The 22,972-nt window shown below is 43.7% G+C and carries 12 protein-coding genes and 1 other RNA gene; 6 read left to right on the top strand and 7 right to left on the bottom strand.

Annotation, left to right across the window (positions count from 1 at the left end; translation table 11 throughout):
* Positions 1–4: 4 nt before the first annotated feature.
* From VYM24_RS12840 to VYM24_RS12820, 5 genes are all read right to left on the bottom strand, one after another.
* A complete protein-coding gene (locus VYM24_RS12840; protein WP_291554737.1) occupies positions 5–715 on the bottom strand; it encodes a murein L,D-transpeptidase catalytic domain family protein in 711 nt (236 codons plus the stop codon).
* 87 nt (positions 716–802) lie between these two features.
* A complete protein-coding gene (locus tag VYM24_RS12835; protein WP_330940198.1) occupies positions 803–1,831 on the bottom strand; it encodes a L,D-transpeptidase in 1,029 nt (342 codons plus the stop codon).
* Between the two features lie 62 nt (positions 1,832–1,893).
* The gene (locus VYM24_RS12830) at positions 1,894–2,931 is read right to left on the bottom strand and encodes a serine hydrolase domain-containing protein (RefSeq protein ID WP_330940197.1); all 1,038 of its coding nucleotides are present in this window, start codon (positions 2,929–2,931) and stop codon (positions 1,894–1,896) included.
* 290 nt (positions 2,932–3,221) lie between these two features.
* Positions 3,222–4,883 carry a glycoside hydrolase family protein gene (locus tag VYM24_RS12825; protein WP_299089910.1) on the bottom strand — a complete coding sequence of 554 codons (1,662 nt, stop codon included), beginning with the start codon at positions 4,881–4,883 and terminating at the stop codon, positions 3,222–3,224.
* Positions 4,884–5,204: 321 nt separating this feature from the next.
* Positions 5,205–6,101, bottom strand: a complete 897-nt coding sequence (locus tag VYM24_RS12820) for an Rpn family recombination-promoting nuclease/putative transposase (RefSeq protein WP_330940196.1) — start codon at positions 6,099–6,101, stop codon at positions 5,205–5,207.
* 141 nt (positions 6,102–6,242) lie between these two features.
* On the opposite strand from VYM24_RS12820, the gene VYM24_RS12815 reads away from it, so the two are divergent.
* Positions 6,243–6,626, top strand: a complete 384-nt coding sequence (locus VYM24_RS12815; protein WP_224320807.1) for a transposase — start codon at positions 6,243–6,245, stop codon at positions 6,624–6,626.
* Between the two features lie 8 nt (positions 6,627–6,634).
* Entirely contained in the window at positions 6,635–7,519 is an 885-nt protein-coding gene (locus VYM24_RS12810; protein WP_244436642.1) for an IS3 family transposase, read from the top strand.
* Between the two features lie 487 nt (positions 7,520–8,006).
* On the opposite strand, the gene pelA is transcribed toward VYM24_RS12810, so the two are convergent.
* A complete protein-coding gene (gene pelA, locus VYM24_RS12805; RefSeq protein ID WP_330942251.1) occupies positions 8,007–10,049 on the bottom strand; it encodes a pectate lyase in 2,043 nt (680 codons plus the stop codon).
* 285 nt (positions 10,050–10,334) lie between these two features.
* Between pelA and VYM24_RS12800 the strand changes: the two genes are divergently transcribed.
* The 3 genes from VYM24_RS12800 to VYM24_RS12790 all read left to right on the top strand — a co-directional run bounded on the left by VYM24_RS12800 (position 10,335) and on the right by VYM24_RS12790 (position 19,333).
* Positions 10,335–14,639: a hybrid sensor histidine kinase/response regulator transcription factor gene (locus tag VYM24_RS12800; protein WP_330940195.1), complete on the top strand. Its 4,305-nt coding sequence runs from the start codon at positions 10,335–10,337 to the stop codon at positions 14,637–14,639.
* A gap of 116 nt (positions 14,640–14,755) precedes the next feature.
* Positions 14,756–16,267, top strand: a complete 1,512-nt coding sequence (locus tag VYM24_RS12795; RefSeq protein ID WP_330942250.1) for a pectinesterase family protein — start codon at positions 14,756–14,758, stop codon at positions 16,265–16,267.
* A 42-nt stretch (positions 16,268–16,309) separates the two neighbouring features.
* Positions 16,310–19,333 carry a glycoside hydrolase family 2 protein gene (locus VYM24_RS12790; RefSeq protein ID WP_330940194.1) on the top strand — a complete coding sequence of 1,008 codons (3,024 nt, stop codon included), beginning with the start codon at positions 16,310–16,312 and terminating at the stop codon, positions 19,331–19,333.
* 118 nt (positions 19,334–19,451) lie between these two features.
* Here the strand turns inward: VYM24_RS12790 and ssrA are convergent.
* Positions 19,452–19,848: a transfer-messenger RNA gene (ssrA, locus tag VYM24_RS12785) on the bottom strand.
* 243 nt (positions 19,849–20,091) lie between these two features.
* Between ssrA and VYM24_RS12780 the strand changes: the two genes are divergently transcribed.
* Positions 20,092–22,923: a glycoside hydrolase family 3 N-terminal domain-containing protein gene (locus VYM24_RS12780; protein ID WP_330940193.1), complete on the top strand. Its 2,832-nt coding sequence runs from the start codon at positions 20,092–20,094 to the stop codon at positions 22,921–22,923.
* Positions 22,924–22,972 lie beyond the last annotated feature (49 nt).

The following is a 22,972-nucleotide window of genomic DNA, read 5'->3' as shown; positions in this document are numbered from 1 at the left end:
TAAACTACAGTCCGTCTGTATCTTTTAAGACTGAACTGTGTGCCAGATAATCAGGAGTTTCAGCATAGATATACATCACACTTCCTCCTTTGATGGCATCAATGATAGGACGGGAAAGTTTTTGCGGAACAGCCGGACAGCCAAAGCTTCTTCCCAGACGTCCCCCTCTACTGACTACCGAAGGATCGGCATAAGCCGCCCCATGCATAACAATAGCACGCTCACGGGCCCGGTCGTTGATTCCTTTTTCTAAACCATTCAAAATAAGCGAATATCCATTCTTTCCCTGATAAGTAGATTCTGTAAGATAGAATCCCAGTGAACTTTTGTAGGAACCATATTCATTAGAAAAGGAAGTGGCATAATTATCACCGCTATTTTTTCCATGGGAAACGACCGATGAGAAAAGTACTTTACGTTCCCTCATGTCAAATACAAAAAGACGTTTTGCGGTAGAAGGACGGGAAAAGTCTATCAATGTCAGCACCTCCCGTTTGCGATTGTCTATTTTATAATAACCTGCCACAGCCTGCCGGAAAGCTTTCCAGTTGACAACTCCTTCCAACTGCATGGAACGGTATAAACTCGCATAAGCCTCAACATCAGATACAGCAGCCCTTTCAGCAGAATCAGGAGTGTTATCTGACGACTTGCCGCCCAGAAACAAGGTACAAGGAAGAAATAAGAATAAAATGAATACAATAAATCGCAACATAAAACTTTAGCCAAAGAAATAACGGCGGCTAAATTACAGTTTTTTCTCCAGACACCTATCACACAGATAGTTAAAAATGAGAATCCACTATTCAATCACCACAACCAAAGAGCGTTCGGTAGGCGCCCAATCGAAAACAAACTTGGAATGTGAAGTGGCATTGCGCACACACATATGCGAACGTGGAGTAGTCCCTAACGACCAGCTATACTCAATCATACTTGTACGCGGTGCATTCACCGGCACTCCGTGAATATAAGCTCCGTTCGTAAAACGACTGGCATAGGGGGCATAGCCTCCTGTCTCCGCCGAACCATCTTTCAGGAACACCATACGCTTTTTTTTCTGTTGAAGCAGATACATCCCCAGTGGAGTTTCCTGGGCATAGGGTGGAGCATGCATTCCGGTAGTGGCGGGATTCATACTGCGTATCTTCCACTCACCTTCCGAGACATGTTCCAAGGTAGTAATATTCTGATCCAGGCGATCGACAAAAATCACATGATTAAAGACGGTGCTGTCCGGCAATTGTTTCAGATAACTGCGTGGTGCCAGCCATTCTTCTTCAAAAGTGGCGGGTAATATCCGGTAAAAACTTCCTTCCTCACCTTTCAGATAAGCGATAGTACCGTCTCTACCATAACGTTCGGGCACCAGCGTATCAGTGGGCAGATATAACGGTACCGATTGATAACGCTCCACACCCAGTGTATCAGATACACGGCGATACACATTCCGCACGAACTTACGTACCAGGGGAGCTTCTTTATTCAGATTCTTATAATTCTGTAACACGACCCACCTTGCAGTAGTATCGCGCTGCATATTCTCGATATAAGCCAGACAGTTCCGGATGACATCCCATTTGAAAGAGCGTACCGTATCCTTATATGGATAGGTATCTTCCAGGGTATGCTGGTCATAAAGCAATTCTTTGGTAAGGGAAATATCGGCAGCGTTCAACTGTTTCTCCTTAGGATGAGGAAATTCCAGCACAGCCGTATCTTTAGGTTCAGCCTCCTGCACAACTATCGGCACAGGTGGTTCCTGCCGATTACGACATCCGGCAAAAATCAAACCAATAACCACACAGGCAAAAAGAACGGAATGTTTCATAAAATGAAATTAATCTATAATCTATATAACGACTATCCGACTGTTATTGTTGACTCTTCATACTACTTTCCATAAATAGAATCAAATATCCCCAACAAGAATTCACTGAAAGGAATAGTACTTCCATTGACACTCACAGCTATCGATATATCTTCCTGTTCATTATATACGCCAATGGAACGAACTCCAAAAGTGTCCCCGGTATGTCCATAGTATTTATGATCATGATAAGGCATATACATCATTCCCCTTCCATGTCGGTCATCTCCATAAGGTTTCATGATTTGCAGGTGTTCTTTTGAAATCAGTTTTCCGGTAAATAATGCATGCAAGAAAAGATTGATATTTTCCAGTGGCGAAAGAATATCCCCTACTCCCATGACATTCAGAAAATAAAAGTCCGGTACTTCCACCCATTCTCCGGCAGCATTCTTCTCATAAGGAAGGGCTTCATCGCTATCACTGATTATTCCGGAAGCAGAAACAAGCAATCCTAAAGGACGGATAATTTCCTCATCCAGAATTTTACAATAAGCCTTTTTATGAATCTTTCTGAGAATGTTAGCCAACAGATAGTAACTACTATTGGAATATTTGAAATCCGTTCCCGGTTCATACAAGATACCTTGACGAATAATCTCTTCCATAATGTCAGAGTTCGGAACATATGAAAGCATCCAGCTATATGTACCGTTCTTCATAACATAGTTTCCCAGTCCAGCCGTATGTTCCAGCAACTGGTAAATCGTAATATCCCCGGCACGTGGTATTTCCGGAAAATAATCAGATAATTTATCTTCCAGTTTCAATCGTCCCTTTTCAATCTCCTGATAGATAAGAACTGCCGTAAACATCTTGGTGATCGATCCCACCCGGTAAAGCGGATATTCGGTCTCCTGTTTATTCCGGAGAAGATCTTTCCCCAGCCTACGGGTATAAATATTTTTTCCATCTTTCATTATAGCAAGGGAACCTATACATTGCCCATTCTGCTCTATTTTAGAAAGATAATCGGACAGTCGCAGAGTATCTATATTTGATTGGGCTTTCAGGTAAGCCAAAGTCAGACTAAAGAAAAGTAACAGCAGGTATCGTTTCATCTTATTTAAGTAATACGGATTTCTGCAAAGATAGGAATTTAATGAAAGTTTCCGAAAGATATTGACGGTATAATTTTGATTCTTCACTTATGAATAAAGCCTTCTTTACTAAGAGACCTATGTTAAGAAAGGCTTTATTTATCAATACATTACAAGGTCTCAACTCCTTGCATACAAAAAGTTAACTTCCTGTTGACAAGAAGTTGAGACCTTGTCGACAGGAAGTTAATGCCTTGTAAGCGGAATATTTATCCCCTTATCAAATCATCGAAACCGATAGCTTTCTCAGATTACTCCAACACTTTCTTTTTCAGATTAAATGTTGACAATACTTTTTTGCCGGAATAGAGTGTCACTATCAAATCATATTCCTTTCCTTCCTCAAACACATCTTTAGCAGAAAGCAATATATCTGTTTTTTCATAAGGCTTCAATGCCGGAACCATACCGGAAGCTACTTTTATTGTTTTTCCTTCCCTTTTATACCCTATTTCCAACATCGCTTTCTTCGAGCCGACCTGACCGAAATTCTGTACTTCCACTGTACATTCCAGTCCCTTCCCGGATTTGGTAAAGACTGGGGCACGAGCTGAAAGGATCGGTTCTATATAATCAATGTATGGCAAACGCGCATACCCATAAAGCATTCTTCCATCTTTGTATTTTCCAATTAATTTCGGAGCAAACTCATCTTTAGTGATGCCATTTCCTTTGCCATTGAAAGCTACAATCAAATCCTTGCCCTCATTTTCTGTGGTCAAAACCTGGCAGCCTCTGCCATAATTCACTTCTTCAGAAGCACCGAAACGCAAGGAATTTACATCTATATCCGTCTGGGGATTGAAACCTTCTTCCGCCTGTATCTTCACACGAATTTTTTTTGTACCCGAGGTGATAGGTTTCTCGTCCAGTATGGTAAGCAACAATCCCGGATTCAAGGGAATACTGATATTCTTTGAACTATGGTGATCAAAAGGTTTATCCTCATTTTTAAGCGTATCGATTACCGCGAAATTAGCCTGAACAGCACGTCCGTATTTATCCTGATACACTTTAAGGCGTTCATATTTGAACCAGTCTTCCACCTGTCCGTCTGCATGTACAGCAACTCCCGGCATATAAGCTTCACCCGGATCGACCACCCAGCTCACTCCATCCTTCGAACGAAGATAGAAAGCAATACGTCCCAGCCAATCATTAACAATCAGGTGATACTGAATATGATCGCGCCAGATTACGGGATCTTCAAACCGACCGTCTACATCCGGATAAACCCGTTTGTCGGTCAGTTGATTGTATTCCGATAGTCCATCTCTGCTGACCCAGATACCACCACCACGACAAACCATCACATAAGAGCTGTCTTCACGCTGGGCAAATGAAAGATTAGACAGGCCTTCGATAATACGGCGGTCGCGTGCATTGAAATCAAACTTTCCATATTCCCATTTTCCATTCAGATCATCGGATACATAACGTCCATCAATTACATAGACAACATACCGGCCATCTTTAGCACGGAATATTTCAGGATTATGCCCTTTACCTATGATACGAACAGGCTTGAAAGGCCCTGTCAGATTATCGCTTACGGTATGAAGTACGTATGAGTTAGGCCATTCCATGTGTCCTTTAGGTGAACATTCCAGCCAGCCGCAGGCAAATAGATGATATTTACCGTCCTCGCCTTTTCGGATATTTCCACCCCAATAGGACCAGATACCGTCTTCAATGCCATTATCTACATAACGTGGAAGCACACAGTCAGCACCCCATGTATCGGATGAAAGTACATTTCCCTTCATCGGCAGGAAGCGATCCATAAAGCGGGCGCCTTTCACTAATTGTTTCCATTCCGCAGGACGTTCCCGTTCCGTTATTTGTGAAAAAGAGGAATGACTGATCAAGAGCATGACTCCCAGTAGAGCAAATTTAAAGAGGCTTCTTTCCATAAATATAATATTAGAATTGGTTTTAAACAGATTTACGTGGCCAAAAGTAGGAGAATTGCATGTAAAAGGAAAAGGAAAGAAAGCAAAAAGGAACGTAAACCTTTACGTAAACAGAGATTACAAAGTTTCAATTCTACACCGATTTGAATTAAACACGTATTCATTGTGCAACTCAAGGCTGAAAGCCTTTTATCTTATAACCCAAGGCAATATCCCAGGCAGGTTCATGTCTCTGTCTCTACACCGAAAAACAGAACGTCCCGCCTGCTTTTCATAAAATGAAAATCGGGCGAGACGAAAATGAATAGTATCTTGTGCTATTTATAACTCTTCTATGTCTTTGAGGGGTAAACCCGTCACCTGGTGGATGACCTCGGAAGAGATATTCAAGGATTTCATTGTTCGGGCGTTCTCTATTTTCTCTTCCTGTCTCCCTTCCTGTCTACCCTCTTGTCTACCCTCCTGTCTGCCTTCCTGTCTTCCTTCCTCCGCCGCCGTACTCAGCACATCATTCTGAATCATCACAGCATTGATATGCTCGTCATACGCCAGTTGTTCCGACCTGTCCATATTATAATAAATCAGTTTGCGGCGTGCCTCTTCCAGTCCGGGAGCTTTCGTATCGGGGCGGATGATACCGGTCTTCAGATACTCTATCCACTCCTCAAGCGGGGTGACGGCCACCTTGTTGAACTCATTCACACGAATCAGGAAGTATTCGGGGAAGATTTCGGCAGGTAGCTTACGCACAATAGCGTCCTTCTCTTTGGTGGTAACTTCCAGAAAATCGCCCGTATGCACGCCCACAAAGGAGTTCTGACCGTGATACAGGTAATCATTCCCCTTGCCAATGTCGAAATAGAGAATACTGATGGAGTACACTTTCTTCACTTGAGAGTAAAGTTCTCCCAATTCGATATGCTCCGTGATGGCCTTGGCAACGCCGAAGAGGATGCGCTCCAGATAGTATATCTCGCGCGTGTTCTGCACCTCAACGATGATGATTTCATCCTTGCTATTGCGCGCCTTGATGTCCACCCGGTTGAACTTCTCGCTTTCACGTTGCTGGTTGCCCTCGCTTTCCAGTATCTCGACAATGCGGATAGGCTCACCCAGCAATACAGTGAGGAAGCCTTCGAGCACGCCGAAGTTAGCCTTGTTGCGTAGCAAACGCTTCACCGCCCAATCAAAACGTATATATTTGTCTTTCTGTTCCATGACTTCTGTTTTTTCTGCTTACGCACAAAGGTAAGCATTATTTCTGTTTCCAATGTGTCGGGAAGCGATTATTTGTTTGATTCATTTCTGATCATCTGTAGTGTACTGAATAAGTTGACACTTCAAAAATCGAAAATAAAGATGAAATATTCGAAAAAGAAGTACAACTATTACAGTGATGATGAACGAATGTCTTATATTCGTGAGTATTTATCAAGTCCCGAGAGCAAATCTCAGTTTTGTAAGCGTAACGGCTTTTGTGCCAAGCTTCTTACTTATTGGCTTAACAAGTATCAAATGGAAGACAAAGCTATGGGTATATCACCTAAACCGGTAAATAGCGATGCTATTGATTCTAGTATTTCTGAGCTCCAGAAAGAACTATCGCTATTGCGTGCTGAGAACCGTAAACTTCATCGGGCTCTTGCTGATGAGAGTTTACGTCATGAGGCGTGCGAAGAACTCATCAATCTTGCTGAATCCACGTATCATATCAAGGTACGAAAAAACTCCGATGCCAAGTAATCGACACCTTGTCACAGAGGCACTCAACCCGACGCAAACATGGTTGTATAAAGTTCCTCTGTGATTACTTCGGCATAACCCGACAAGGTTATTACAAGCATGTGAACCGGCATTTGGAGGTTGATATCCTTACCACAAGCATCGTGTTGTACTGCAAGGAACTGTTGGAGCTCATGCCCAAAGCTGGTATGCGCGAGTTATACGCCTGCTGCGTGAGTAAGTTTGGACCAAAGATGGTTATCGGTCGTGATCGTTGTTATGACATTTTTCGCTCCAATGGTTTGTGTCAACGTACAAGTCGCAAGCGTCCTAAAACAACGAATTCGAACCATAATTACTATATCTACCCCGATCTGTTGAATGTTGCACCCAAATTTGTCGCTACGCGATTGGGCGCTATGGTAGTGGCGGATATAACCTACGTAAACACCGGTCAGGGCTGGGCTTACCTCTCGTTGCTTACCGATGCGGCAAGTCGTGCCATCGTTGGATATGCGCTTTACAAAACTCTTGAGACGGAGGGGCCCTTGAAAGCTTTGGAGATGGCAATATCATTCTATGAGAAGTATCACATAGACATGAGCACTCTTATTCATCATTCCGACCGGGGTGTCCAATATTGCTCAAATAAATATGTAGAGAGGCTTAAAGAGCATCAAATCAACATCAGTATGACGCAGTGTGGTGATCCTTTGCATAATGCATTGGCTGAAAGAATGAACAACACCATTAAAAACGGTTGGCTATTCGACTGTGATGATGAGAGCTTCGAGCAAGTAAGCAAGCGCATTGAAGATGCTGTATATGTATATAATCATGTGCGGCCTCATCAAGGGATAAACATGAGGACACCTATGGAAGTGCTCAGAGAAACGGTAGGATTTACAGCATAATACCCGCTCGTCGGGACGGGTGGTCCCGCCCCTTGCCGCTAGGGCGATCCCCGACCGAAGAGTTCTTGTTTGTTGGCAACATTACATTTTCCTGAAGAAGGCTTGCGTAAATAAAGGAAGATGCATAAATTTGCAAGCACCAACAAAAGACAACTAAAATAGGAATAAGAAAAACAAAAGTAAACCTCTTTAGATATTAAAGTATATTGAGTAAACTAATCCAGTTATAACAAACGAAGTTGTCAACTAAAACCAATACACATCAATCCTTACGAGAAAGCTTCCGTTTCACTTCATAGGAACATTTGTTTCCTTATTGTGGGACATTTGTTTCTTAGGTAAGACACTTTTATTTCTTGCTTGAGAAACTTCTGTTCCACAAACAAGGCACTTTTGTTTCAAAAGGAAGAAACTAAATGAAACTAACAGAGGCACGACAAAGCATCAGTATCTCCCTTTCCTCTTGCCAACAGGTTTATTGTATTCGTCAATAAGCCAAAACATTCCAAAGATCACGAATTCTCCGTTCCGGATCCCACTTACCGTCAAACGTCCATTGGGCAGTAATACCATAAAATGTCGGTGCACTCTCCGCCTGTTGCAGATTATTGCCTAACCAACCGCTATGGCCTCCCTGACGACGACAACCATAGTAATAAACACGCTGTCCCCATGGACAAGGATCAAGCACTTTGTCCGAATAAGCATAACCAATATTGCAATCTAGAATCTGTTCCGACATCTGACAATTGATAATAAAGAACTGCGAGTCATGATGCCAACGTCCGAGAATAGTGGGCGATTGAGCATCAAAAGACGAATTAGTGATAACCAGTTTCTTACTCTTATCACCCCGACCGTCATGCCAGATCAGTGCACGGCCATCGCCATAGAACCGGCAACGAGTAGCATAACACCACCCGCGCGGACAAAGAAAATCCACTCCGGGACAACGCAGATAAAGATCGGCATGATAATACATTCCATTGCCTTTCGGCGCCCAAAGTGAAAGTGCATCATTACCATCAGCCCATACATTGCAATTAATAACAATGGTACGTGTAGCACGTCCAAAGATAGACATCTGGTGGGTGGTAGTGTTCTCCACAGTAGTTCCATTGTTATATACTGTCAGACCGCTAATGACACAATCATCAGCCCCCTCTTGCAGCACAATCACACCATTGCCTACAGGTTTTCCATGATATTGAGTGATGGTCCTTGTCTTAGCAGTCTCGGCTAAAACAATCACTGTACTGTCACGGCTCTCACCTACCAATACAATGTTCGGACGGTCTATGATGACCTTTTGATTATAGTTACCTTTTAATATAAGAATCTTGAAAGGACTTGCCGGTGTCTCAGGTGCTTTCTCAATGGCATCCTGAATACTTTGTCCCGGCTTCACCACCACATCGAAAGCTGTGCGATCCATCACCGGACGACGATACATTTCGATAATTCCCTTCTCATTAGCTCCTTGGGAATTCAGACTAACATTTACTTTGTGCTTCGGATCATATTTGGCAGCCCAGGTATCATACAGATTGAAAAGCTCGGCCGGGCGACTGTTATACCAGCTGTAACCATTGCGACGTTCCACTCCGATTTCCTCCAATCGACGTCGTGGCAAACCATCACGGTCGCAAACATAAGGTTCGCAATACTTCAAATCATAATAACGCGCCCATATCGGCCCGGCCTGCGGATCTTCTACAAGACGGGTATCCCGTACACCATGCTCTCCTGCCGACCGTTCACACCGCAAACCGGTGAGTTTATACGTATCAAACCATTTCATAGCTCCGTGGACAGCCCGCTTAATACGTGCATCGGGTTTAGGCAACGTCATAAGCAAACGCACGATGGCAGCACTCTCTGACGAGCAATACGAGGGCAACTCGTAGGCACGTGCCGAAGCCGGTTTCAAGGTTTCCCGGTCGTGTTGCTGACACCATACCGTAAGCTGTCCATCAGTTACGATCTGTGTTGCCAGAATACATTCAATTCCCTTATCAAAAGCTTTCGACAGCCGTTGACGCATTGCCTTGTCGGTGAGGTCACCGTCATAAGGAAATTCAGCAGTCATAATGTCATGCAGTATTTCCAGTGTATTCACTATCGCATCATCATTAAAAGTAATATGTACCTGATATCCGCGCATTTCCGGCCAGAATTGAGGCCATCCGCCATTTTCATACTGACCGCTCAGAAGATACTCCACCGCCAGACGGAAGGCGTCACGGTAGCGCACATCCTTTGTTTGCCTGTATAAACGAGCCAGATAAATCATCTGCATGGTGGTCGCGTCGTTATCAATTGTCGAATCGTTACGGCGTGACTTCTCCCTTAAGACTTGCGCTAATTCCTCATTACTCATCTTTTGAGTCATATCGATATTCTTCGGCCAACCACCGGTACAACGCTGAAACACCAGCACCTGATTGCCTATGCGACGCGCTTCTTCAGTCTTGAAAAATTCATTGTTTGTTTCGCGTAAAACATTGCGTCTCGGCATTTGCTGTGCCATTGCCGAAGAGAATGCCATCAGACAACCTATCAGAATAACGGCGGCATGCGCCTTTCTGAAAATAAAAATCTGTTTCATGATCCCTGTTTTTATTTTGTTAGATAATTCTTTGCAAAAGAAGGCATTTCATAAAACATCAAATTATAATATTCAGCTTTTCCTTTATAAATTCTGAACATAGGTATTCTTTTTATAATTTCAGGTTTAATCATTGCAATAAATCATCAGTTTATTGGTATCTGATATCTTTTCCCGATATTTGTATGGCAGAAAAATACAGATACTATGTTAAAGCCGATCATCACCATACTACTCTATTTATTCACCCCTATGTTGTTCGGACAAAGTCTGATCAATATGAAGCACTATTCAGTGCAAGACGGATTGTCTCAAAAAAGCGTCCATAATTTTATCCAGGATGATAATGGCTATATATGGATGTCTACCTGGAACGGATTGGAACGTTTTGACGGATACTCATTCTATAATTATAAAACCTACCCGGAAAGTCCTATCCGCATAAGCAATCATCGCTTTACCAAAATCAAAAAGAGTTCATTGAATAACATCTGGTGCCTGACTTATGATAAACGCTGTTACTTATTCAATACCCGGACATACGAATACCAGGATCCTTTCCTTTTCAACAAAAGTCTCACCAATTCAGTTAACAAATTGTATGCACTGGGAAAAGGGATTACCTGGGCCGTCGGTATGCAGAATGAACTGTATCGCATAGATGAAAATAAGTTTCCGACGACAGAGTCCGTCGAGTTATATTCCGGAAGAAATGAAAGAGATACCATCTATGGCATTACCCAAGATAAGGATGGAGATGAATGGATTCTGACTAACAAAGGCGCTCTTATTGTAGGTCAGAAAAGCATATCCAATCTAATGCCTTTCGAATTTATGGTGGAAGTTCCCGATGGAATTTACCTGGCCACTTCCAAGGGCTTCTTCACCCGGTATGATACTCAAAACCAGGATGTATTGCCATGTGTTCCCGAACAACCGATATCAGAGATCACAGGATTAAAAAGTTTAGCGGATAATAAAATTGTAATTCTACAGAATAGGAGCATTATACTTTACGATCCGGCAAATGAAAAATTCACAGTCCATGAAATGCCCATAGAAATAGATTCAGACGTATTTGAAGACAAAAAAGGAAATCTATGGATACTGGGTGCCAACGATGGAGTAATCCTATTAGATAAGGAGAATGAAACCACCACTTTATTGAATTATCCCAGATACTCGGAAGTCCCTTTCTATAAACCTTGTACTTTTGTGCATGAAGACGAATATGGTTGTATCTGGCTCAAACCCGCAGGAGGTGAGTTATGCTTTTACAATCCGGTAAACCGTTGCTTAGAGCAGGCATCTACTTATGAAATGGGAATGCGGAAGCCTGTTTCATTCCAGGCCTTCAGTTATATTATCGACCGTCATCAAAATCTGTGGTATACCAAAGGAGATGGTTTTGGATACCTATCATTCCACCGGAAGAAATTCGAATATAGATTCGACAGCCATAAAGAGGCACGTGCTTTGATGGAAGATCATCAGAAGCGCTTGTGGGTGGGATGGAAACGCAATCACAAAAAGCAATCGAGCAACGTATGTCTCTACGATCCGTCGGGACAATGGATTGGAAATCTTTCAAGGGAAGGCAAAATAGTACCTGATTCTACCGTTACCTTCAATATAGATGTATATTGCATCTACGAAGATAAAGAACATAACATCTGGTTGGGAACCAAAGACAACGGGCTTTATCTATTGCGTCACGAAAGAGACAACAGTTACCGGATTACCCATCATCTATCGGATAAAAACAATCCGTATAGTATATCCTCCAATTCCATCTATTCCATTTTACAAGACTCAACAGGACGTATATGGATAGGAACTTTTGGAGGAGGCCTCAACCTGGTAGAACATTTACCGGAAAGTACCGGTCCGCGTTTCATTCATTCCGGAAATGTTCTCAATAACTACCCGATTCATGTATGTGAGAAAGTACGTTGCCTGTACGAGGCGGATAATGGAGTTATCCTGATTGGAACCACAGGAGGGCTACTCTCTTGCTCCTCTGATTTTGCAAGACCGGAAGCCATTCGCTTTTACCATAACGTTTGTGAGGAACGCTATTCCAGTTTGAGCAACAATGACGTACTGAATATTACCCAAACCCATAATGGCAAATTATTGGTCATAACACTGAGCGGAGGAATTAATCTGTTGGATGACAGTAGCAGACTATCCGAAAAGCTGGCTTTCAAACATTATAACGCGACGAATGGGCAAGTACCCGATTTATCCCTTTCAGCAATCGAAGACTCCGAAGGCAATCTATGGATTGCTTCAGAAAATAAATTATCAAAATTGGATGCCGATATGAATCTGTTGGAAGAGTACAACGATCAGATACAAATGGCTGAGACAAAGCCCGTTTTATGTTCTTCCGGGAAGTTAATATTCGGTTCGGAATTCGGAGCATTATGTGTTACTCCCAAAGACTTGTATAAGAGTGATTTTGTACCTCCCATCGTATTCTCGCATTTGGATATTTATCTAAATAACACATCCCGCCGGCAAGAAGTGTTCAATAGTACAGAAATACAATCCTTAAAGGCAGACGAACGGAACTTCACCATTACATTCGCCGCTCTGGATTACGTAAACTCTCCGGCCATAAAATATGCATACCGCATTCAGGGATTGAATGACCAGTGGATTGAATTGGGAAACAGCCATTCAGCCAGTCTGGCAAAGATACCGGCAGGCGATTATCTGTTTCAGGTAAAATCAACTAACGGAGATGGGGTATGGGTAGATAACGTTACTTCTTTACCTATACATATCGAACCGACCTTTTTCGAAACAATCTGGGCGATATTGCTCTATATTGTCATAGGTATTGCTGCATTGCTCATCGTAATATATATCGTAATCCGCATCACTAATTTGCAGCGCAGAGTAGATTTCGAGCAACAGCTTTCCAATCTGAAGCTACGTTTTTTCACTGATATTTCTCATGAGCTTCGCACTCCACTTACACTGATAGCCAGTCCTATAGATGAAGTCATCAGTAATGAGAAACTATCTGACGAAGGCCTGGAGAATATGCAGGTTGCCAAAAGAAATACAGACAGAATGCTACGGCTAATCAATCAGATACTGGATTTTCGTAAGATACAGAATGATAAGATGAAAGTGATGGTAGAACAGTTGGATGTGATTCCTTTGATAATGAAAATCTATGAGAATTTCACTTCCATGGCTCACAAACGACATATAGAATTCCAGTTGCACTGCAACTTCAACTCTTTTGTGATGTACACAGATGTGGATAAACTGGAGAAGATTCTCTTTAATCTGTTATCCAATGCATTCAAATATACATCCAATGAGAAAAGGATAATCTTATCCGTATCCGCTGAAAAGGATCATCTGTACTTACAAGTAAAAGATGAAGGACGTGGTATTAATGCCCAAAAGATCAATCAACTGTTTACTCGTTTTGAAACTTTAGACGAGGCTGATCCGAACCTCTCGACAGGCATCGGTCTGTCTCTGGTAAAAGAATTGCTGAACTTGCTGCATGGCACCATAAAAGTAGATAGTAAATTAGGCGAAGGCAGTACCTTTTCGGTCAGGTTGCCAGGAAGCTATGAGACTTTCAGTGCAGACAACAATGTAGAATTCATCCTGAATGACAGTGAGAATTCTGAATTGCAGAGAGAGAATGAAGGGAAGCTCATAGAAGATGAAAATAAAGAAACCCGGATTCTGATTATTGAAGATAATGAAGAACTACGCCATTTTATATGCAATGTGCTAAGCAAAGATTATGTGGTTTTTGAAGCGGAAAATGGAAAGCAAGGATTAGATAAAGCCCTGGCTGAAATGCCGGATATCGTCATCAGTGATATTATGATGCCCGAAATGGATGGAATAGAGTTCCTGAAAAGAGTAAAAGCAAACAGCGATATCTGTCATATACCCGTTATTCTATTATCAGCCAAGTCTTCATTAAGCGATCAGATTCAGGGATTGGAGTATGGTGCGGACGAATATATTACCAAACCTTTCAGTTCCACCTATCTGAAAGCAAAAGTAGACTCCCTGCTCAAACAGCGGCAAATGTTATATGATTATTACACCTCTAAAATAAAAAGAGAAAAAATAACGAATATAACAGACCAGATAGAATCTGCCACTCCTCAGGTAACTCATTTTGATGATGACTTTATCCGGAATATACTTCAGAGTGTAGAAGAAAACATTCATAATCCGGACTTCAAGATAGACGACCTGGCTGAAGCTATGGGAATGAGCCGTACAGTATTCTATCGGAAAATGAAATCCCTGATGGGAGTTTCACCTGTAGACTTCATGAAAAGTATGCGCATAAAACGGGCTGTTCAGTTATTGGAACAAGATCAATATACAGTTTCCGAAGTGGGATATATGAGTGGATTTGCAACTCCCCAGTATTTCAGCAAAGTGTTTAAAGAGACCATGAATTGTACCCCCAAAGAATATAAGCTGAAAAAACATGCTGATGAACTGAAATTGTAACGAATCGCACAGATATTATAAAACGGAGTTGGGAGGATGGCCTATATTTGCACTCTATATAATTTCCCAAAGAACTACTAAATTAGGAGATAACAATGATGAAACCCTTGTTTGTTATGCTGGCTGTACTGCCTTTTCTGTCGGCCTGCAACCAACCTGAATCGCCAAACGCCGAACTGTTTCCGGCTGCCGGTGCAAAAAATGTAAATCCGGATACCCATCTGGTACTGACTTTCACGGACACCCCCATAGTAGGTGACTCCGGAATGATACGCATTTATGATGCGATGTCACACCAGATAGTGGACAGCCTGGATCTGAGTATTCCTCCCGGACCTACCGAAAGCCGCACGTATGGACCGGAATGTGATTACACCAAGATACCTTACGACTATACACGCACCCACATGCCTACCAACAGGGATACCCGCCCCGGCACCCCTTCAGGTACGGCAGAGCCTACCCCACCCGATTACCAGCTGAACATCATCGGTGGATTTACAGATGCGTTTCATTTCCATCCCATCATCGTGCGCGATTCGACGGCAACCATCTATCTGCACAACAATATGCTCGACTATAACCATAGTTATTATGTCACCATAGACGAAGGTGTTCTGACTTTACCCGACCACAGTTTCCACGGTATCAGTAAAGAGCATAACTGGAGTTTCAAAACAAAAGACTCCGCTCCCGCTTCTACAGACACACTGATTGTAGATGCAACCGGACAAGGTGATTTCAACACCGTACAGGGAGCACTCGACTTTATTCCCGATTTCAGTCAGAAACAAACCGTAATTCTGATACAAACCGGTGACTACGAAGAACTGGTATATGCCCGGAACAAAACAAATGTAAAGATTAAAGGTGCAGGAATGGACCGGACCCGGGTACACTATGCTAACAACGAAGTTTTCAATCCTCATCCCCTGACAGTGAAAACCAACGAATGGCCGGGCACATTCCCGTCCAGAAGAGCCGCTTTCATGCTGGATAATTGCAGTGACATCCAGCTGGAACATCTGACCATAGCTACCGACCTGCATGGACAAGCTGAAGGTTTGCTGCTGAACGGTGAACGTATTGCCCTTTACAGCGTGCACATCATCGGTTCCGGAGATGCATTGCAAGCAAACGGAACAATCTATATGGAGTCATGTGAACTGGACGGAGGTGGTGACACCATCCTGGGACGTGGCAGTCTGTTTGCCTACCGCAGTAACTTCCGCAACGACGGAGGCCCATTCTCCTGGGTAAGAAACACAACGGGAAATCATGGTAATATCTTTGTAGAATGTACTTTTGCCGCCCCCGACGGGAAAAAGGCCGACTACGGACGCACCAAAAGCAATCACGGAACCGCTTACCCGGACGCAGAATTTGTGGTAATCAACTGTAAGGTGAAAAACATTATCCCACAAGGATGGAGTGCTATTGGTGAAAAAAGTTCCCGGATGTATGAGTTCAACACTTGCGATATGGAAACAGGCAAACCGGTGGATGTATCACAACGCCATGCTTATTCACGCCAACTGGATGCGCAAAAAGACGCAGCACTCATTGCGGATTACATGAATCCGGCGTTTGTATTGAAAGGATGGAAACCTTTCAGTTATTTTAAATAATCCTCCATAAAAAAACATCAATCAGAAACTAATATATAAAGTATGAATCAGAAGTTTCTACTACTAATAACAGGTGCCGTACTGAATATCTTCATCGGCTCTTCTCAGGAAAGAGTAAACCTCGACTTGTCCTCCCAACCATGGAACATCACCTTAGACCATGCAGCTGCCTGGCAGAATGATGAGTTATATCTTCCGCCGGTAGATATCAAAGCATTGCCTGTAAACACTCCGACAGGGGGCTGGCAATTACTGAAACATCCCGATAAAACAGGTATCAATCTGCCTGCCACAGTAGAAGAGCACCTGTGGGGATGGAACGGACAGACATTCGGAGTGACAGGAAACTATACGGGAGTTTCCTGGTTTGAAACTGAAGTAGATATTCCTGCCGAATGGAAAGACAGGCGGATTGCAATGAATATCGGCTCCGTGAGGTTCCGTGCTGAAATATTTGTCAACCATCAACTGGCAGGATATGATTTAGTGAACAGTACTCCTTTCTCCATCGACATCACTCCTTTTATAGAACCGGGCAAGAAGAATGTAATCACTTTCCGGATTACAGATCCTAACGGGAACTTCAATTGGAAAGACTCGCAGGTTTATACCTGGGGAGTATATCGCACCAATCCCTCACACGGCTTCGGTGGTATTACGGGAAAAGTGGAACTGGAAGCTACCGGAAAGCTTTATGTGAAAGATGTATTCATCAAAAACCAACCGGAACCGCATACCATTGAAGTAGAAGTCAGAGCAGCCAATGAAACCGGAGCTTCTGTCACAAACAAGGAACTATGTCTGGAAATCAAGGAACATCCCAACGGACAGACCGTATACCGCAAGAATATCCGCCTGGAATCACTGAAAGAAGGTGAGAACCTGCAAACTTATCAAATCAAAGTACCCAATGCGCACTTATGGAGTGTGGACTCGCCCCGTCTCTATGACCTGAAAATTTCTCTGAACGACGATGCCGTAACTGAGCGTTTCGGTTTCCGTTGGTTCGAAATAAAAGATATAAAAGGAGACCGGCAATTCTTCCTGAACGGCAAACGGATCGTATTACGGACAGCTATCTCGTGGGGATTCTGGCCTTATAATGGCATCACTCCTTCCGATGAACTGGCCAAACGACAAATTACGATTGCCAAAGAACTGGGATTGAACATGCTGAACTTTCACCGGAATATCGGGCAAACCAACATTCTGGACTATGCTGATGAATTGGGATTGCTCTATTTTGAAGAACCCGGAGGTAATCAGTACCCCATCAAAAACTTCAATGACAACGACAAGCAGAGTAATTTCTATTTTGCCTACCGCAACGAGAAACTGGCACGCATGGTGAAGCGGGACCGTAACCATCCGTCACTTATCATCTACAATCTGCATAATGAACGTGGCGCTTATCCCCAGACTCAAGATTATGACCAGATGCGCATGGCACATGCTTTGGACCCTACCCGCATCCTGACTTATAATTCAAGCAACGGAGAAAATCCGGCAGAGGAACACAACACGCGTTTCAAACTGCATCTGATGCCTTATGACACTACCTTCTACGACTATGGATGGTATGACCGGCATCACGCAGGCGGTCCCGGATGTTATCATGACAACTTATATCTGGGTAAAGATAACTATCACCGTTTCTCCGATCATAAGAAAGAAATTGTATACTGGGGTGAAGACGGGGCAATCGGTACTCCTCCACGCCTGCAACTCATCCGCGAAGATATCCTGAAAAGCGGCAAGATGAATAGTTGGGAAGCGGACGATTATCTGCAATGGTATGACGCCTACGACCGTTTTCTGAAAGAGAAAGGGTTCGACAAAGCTTTCCCCACGGTGGATGACCTGACGCGTTCTATGGGAAATGTTTCTTTCTATTATCAGGGAAGGATCATAGAGAATATCCGGATCAGTAATACAGTAGATGCGTATGCCGTAAATGGTTGGGAAAGTATGAAACTTGAGAATCATTCGGGCATCGTCGACAATTATCGTTTCCCGAAAGGAGATCCGGAAGTCATGGCCCGCTACAATGCTCCTCTTTATCTGGCTGTCAAAATGAACCGCAAGGTAGTGAGTACAGGAGATACAACGTTGGTAGACACTTACATTGTGAACGAAAAGAATCTGAAAGGTTCTTATATACTGAATCTGGTAGCCAAAGATGAAAGTGGAAACGTAGTGGCCAGTCATAAGGAACGGGTGACAGTGAAAGGTGGAAATGACTACGGTCAATGCCTGCAAAGCGGTTGGGCATTTATACCGAAGAGTAAAGGTTATACCCGCATAGAGGCTTCCTTACTGAAAGGTAAAACAGAATTGGTAAAGGGAGATGATCTGTTGTTTGCGGTTGAACTGAATACGAAAGGCATCACAACACAGGGCAGTGTAGCCGATACGACGGGAGCTCTGGTAAACTTCTTACGCGGTGTCGGCATGGAGGTTCCGGTTTACAAAGGTGGTACCCCTGAAGGAAATTATCTGCTGGTCGGCGCTTATGAACCTACGCAATGGGGCAGTGGCATGAGCGACATCATGGAATGGGTATATAAAGGACATACTCTGATTATTGTAGACAATCCGGAACGTTGGGCAGAATTCCTGGCAGATAAAGAGGTACTGGACTATCGTGGTTCGAAGATTCTGGGTAAATCATGGTATGGAGGTAATTTCTTCAACCGGGAGCATTCTATCTTTATGAACCTGCCGGCAAATAGTGCTTTCAACTGGGAATATCAATGCTTTGCCACGTACAACCGGCGTCGTATCGGTTTGCGGTGTTTCAATGGTGAGACACTTGTAGGCTGTGTTTCCGACCATAAGAAAGAGGTATATTCAGCCTTACAGGTGATACCGGCAGGAAGTGGAAAAGTAATTATCACTACACTAGATATCCCTGCCTGTATCAAAGGAATCAAGGAGTATACCGCACCTGTCGATTTGGATGGTATGAATGAATCTATGAATACATTCAACACGAAAAGTGAAAACCGGGCTAATGTGGTAGGCCAACAGTTGCTGCTGAATCTATTGAAGGAAGTTTATAGATAAGAAAGGAAAGAATAAAACTGCATGATTTTACGGGTAAGCCCGAATGAACCATGTTCAGAAGACAAGAAGCTGAATAAAAAGAAAGAAAGCTCTGAAATAATCAGAACTTTCTTTCTTTTGGTGGAGCTGGAGGGAATCGAACCCTCGTCCAAACGAGGAAATCATAAGCTTTCTACATGCTTATCTTTGCCTAATTTTTCGAGCAACGGCAGAACCAAAGCCATCAACCATTGCCTTATCCTTTAAAGTTTCATTCTTGCCTCAAGGCCGACAAGAACTATCCCCGATGTAACTGCACCACTGGATCGGAATGCTTCGGAGCAACAGCTTCCGAGTGATGTCTCGTCCCAGCACCTAGTACCGGGATTAAGCTAATCTACTGTGATTCGATTAAGCAGCAAGAGCGTATTGTCTTTCGCCAGATAAAATTTTGAGGACTGAGATTAAAGTGCAAATCAACGACGCACTGCATGCTTACTTACTATTTCTACCCGCTGTCAAATCCAGTCAACCCCAGAATAAATACGGTTTTTAGAAATCGTGGGGCAAAGATAAGAATTCTTTTGTTACTGTACAAAAGAATAGTGTGATTGCTTAGTCCGGAATTAATAAACCTTATCTTTTTATAAGACCAAAAACTGTCTTACATCACTACACGTACAATAAAAGCCAGTACTCCGGACGATTTTGCCTTTCTCTTTCCCACATAACCCGTACCTTTGGCAACAGAAGATAATATGCACAAAAATATAAATATCATGAAGAAACTAATTGCAATGACACTACTGCTCGGAGGCAGTACTCTGCTCTGCGCACAAAAGACCGTGAAGATACCCGCTGTGTACAAACCCGTCAAAAGCGAAATGTACAAGAAAGGCTGGATTGATTTCAACAAAAACGGAGTGAAGGATATATACGAAGATCCGAATGCCTCGCTGGATGCACGTATCGAAGATTTGCTCAGCCAGATGACATTGGAAGAAAAGACATGCCAGATGGTAACCCTCTACGGTTACAAACGTGTACTAAAGGACGACCTCCCCACCCCCGAATGGAAACAAATGCTTTGGAAAGACGGCATCGGTGCCATCGACGAACACCTGAACGGTTTCCAACAATGGGGACTTCCCCCATCGGATAATCCCTATGTATGGCCGGCATCCCGCCATGCCTGGGCACTGAATGAAGTACAACGCTTCTTCATAGAAGAAACGCGTCTCGGCATCCCCGTAGATTTTACGAACGAAGGTATCCGAGGAGTAGAAAGTTATCGTGCCACCAATTTCCCCACACAACTGGGATTGGGACATACCTGGAACCGCGAACTGATACGCCAGGTAGGATTAATCACCGGACGGGAAGCCCGTATGCTGGGATATACCAACGTGTATGCTCCCATCCTCGATGTCGGTCGTGACCAGCGTTGGGGACGCTATGAGGAGGTATATGGGGAATCTCCTTACCTCGTTGCCGAACTGGGTATTGAAATGGTACGCGGCATGCAACATAACCATCAGGTAGCAGCAACCGGAAAACATTTCGTTGCTTACAGTAACAACAAGGGCGCCCGCGAAGGTATGGCACGTGTAGACCCGCAAATGTCACCACGCGAAGTGGAAATGATACATGTCTACCCCTTCAAACGGGTGATAAAGGAAGCGGGACTATTGGGAGTGATGAGTTCGTACAATGATTACGATGGTGTCCCCATACAAGGCAGTTATTATTGGCTGACTACACGCCTGCGTGGCGAGATGGGATTCCGGGGGTATGTGGTTTCGGACAGTGATGCCGTTGAATATCTTTATACCAAACACAGCACCGCCAAAGATATGAAAGAAGCCGTGCGTCAAAGTGTAGAAGCCGGTCTGAATGTACGTTGCACCTTCCGGTCACCGGATTCATATGTATTGCCTTTACGCGAATTGGTAAAAGAGGGCGGACTAAGCGAAGAAGTGATTAACGACCGTGTACGTGACATTCTGCGTGTAAAATTCCTTGTAGGGCTGTTCGATGCTCCCTATCAGACTGACCTTGCAGGCGCCGATAAAGAAGTAGAGAAAGCTGAAAATGAATCTCTTGCATTGCAAGCCTCACACGAAAGCCTCGTCTTATTGAAGAATGAAAACAACGTGTTGCCATTGGATATCAATAACGTGAAGAAGATAGCAGTTTGCGGCCCCAATGCGGACGAAGAGGGATACGCACTGACACACTACGGTCCTTTGGCAGTAGAAGTAACCACAGTGCTGGAAGGCATTCGCCAAAAAACTGAAGGCAAAGCAGAAGTGCTCTATACCAAAGGCTGTGACCTCGTAGACACCAACTGGCCGGAAAGCGAACTTATCGACTATCCGATGACAGATAGCGAACAAGCTGAAATCGATAAAGCAGTAGAAAATGCACGTCAGGCAGATGTAGCCGTAGTCGTATTAGGAGGCGGACAGCGTACCTGCGGTGAAAACAAATCGCGCAGCAGTCTCGAACTTCCAGGACGACAACTGAAATTACTCCAAGCCGTACAAGCAACCGGAAAGCCCGTCGTACTGGTGCTGATTAACGGTCGCCCGCTATCCATCAATTGGGCAGACAAGTTCGTTCCCGCTATTTTAGAAACATGGTATCCGGGTTCCAAAGGTGGAACAGCAGTAGCCGATGTGCTCTTTGGAGATTATAACCCGGGCGGAAAACTGACAGTCACTTTCCCGAAAAGTGTCGGACAAATTCCTTTCAACTTCCCCTGCAAACCTTCTTCACAGATTGACGGTGGAAAGAATCCGGGGCTGGATGGAAACATGTCACGTGTCAACGGTGCACTCTATTCATTCGGATACGGTCTGAGTTACACCACCTTTGAGTATTCCGACATCAAAATCAGTCCGAAAGTGATTACGCCGAATCAAAAGGCAACTGTACGCTGCAAAGTAACAAATACCGGAAAACGTGCAGGCGATGAAGTGGTTCAGCTGTATGTTCGCGACATCCTGAGCAGCGTTACCACTTACGAAAAGAATCTGGCAGGCTTTGAGCGTATCCACCTGCAACCGGGAGAAACGAAAGAGATAGTTTTCACCCTCGACCGCAAACAGCTGGAATTACTGGATAAGCACATGGAATGGGTGGTGGAACCGGGAGACTTCAGCATTATGGTAGGTGCTTCTTCCGAAGATATCCGCCTGAGTGGAAAATTGACAGTAGAAGATCCAAACGCCCCCATGCAAGCACAGGCAAAAACGGATGCTCCCGTAACTGCCAGCACCAATCCGGAAAGTGTAATGAACGTGCTCGATAAAAAAATGAATACTGTTTGGGAAGGAAATAAAGGAGATTATATTACCTTTGCCTTGGAGAACGGCTCCAAGGTAGATGGTGTTTCCATTGCATTCAGCAGAGGCAACGGTCTGCCGGCGGAGTTTGAAATCCAGCTTTCCAGTGGCGGCGGACAATTCCTGACTGTTTATTCGGGTATAGTCAGCGAATACGGAAAGTTGATTTCATATACGTTCAAAGGAACTACTGCCAGCGACTTGCGCATTGTACTGAATGACGATCGTGTAGGAGTGGCGGAAGTGGATTTTAATGAAGAATGAGGAATGAAGAATTTTGCTAAGTTATTTGAATATGCCGCAAGGTTATTCT

The organism is Bacteroides sp. MSB163 (genome assembly GCF_036416795.1).
GTDB lineage: Bacteria > Bacteroidota > Bacteroidia > Bacteroidales > Bacteroidaceae > Bacteroides > Bacteroides maternus.
Note: the sequence above shows the minus strand (reverse complement) of the source record. Positions and strands in the feature narration are given on the sequence as shown.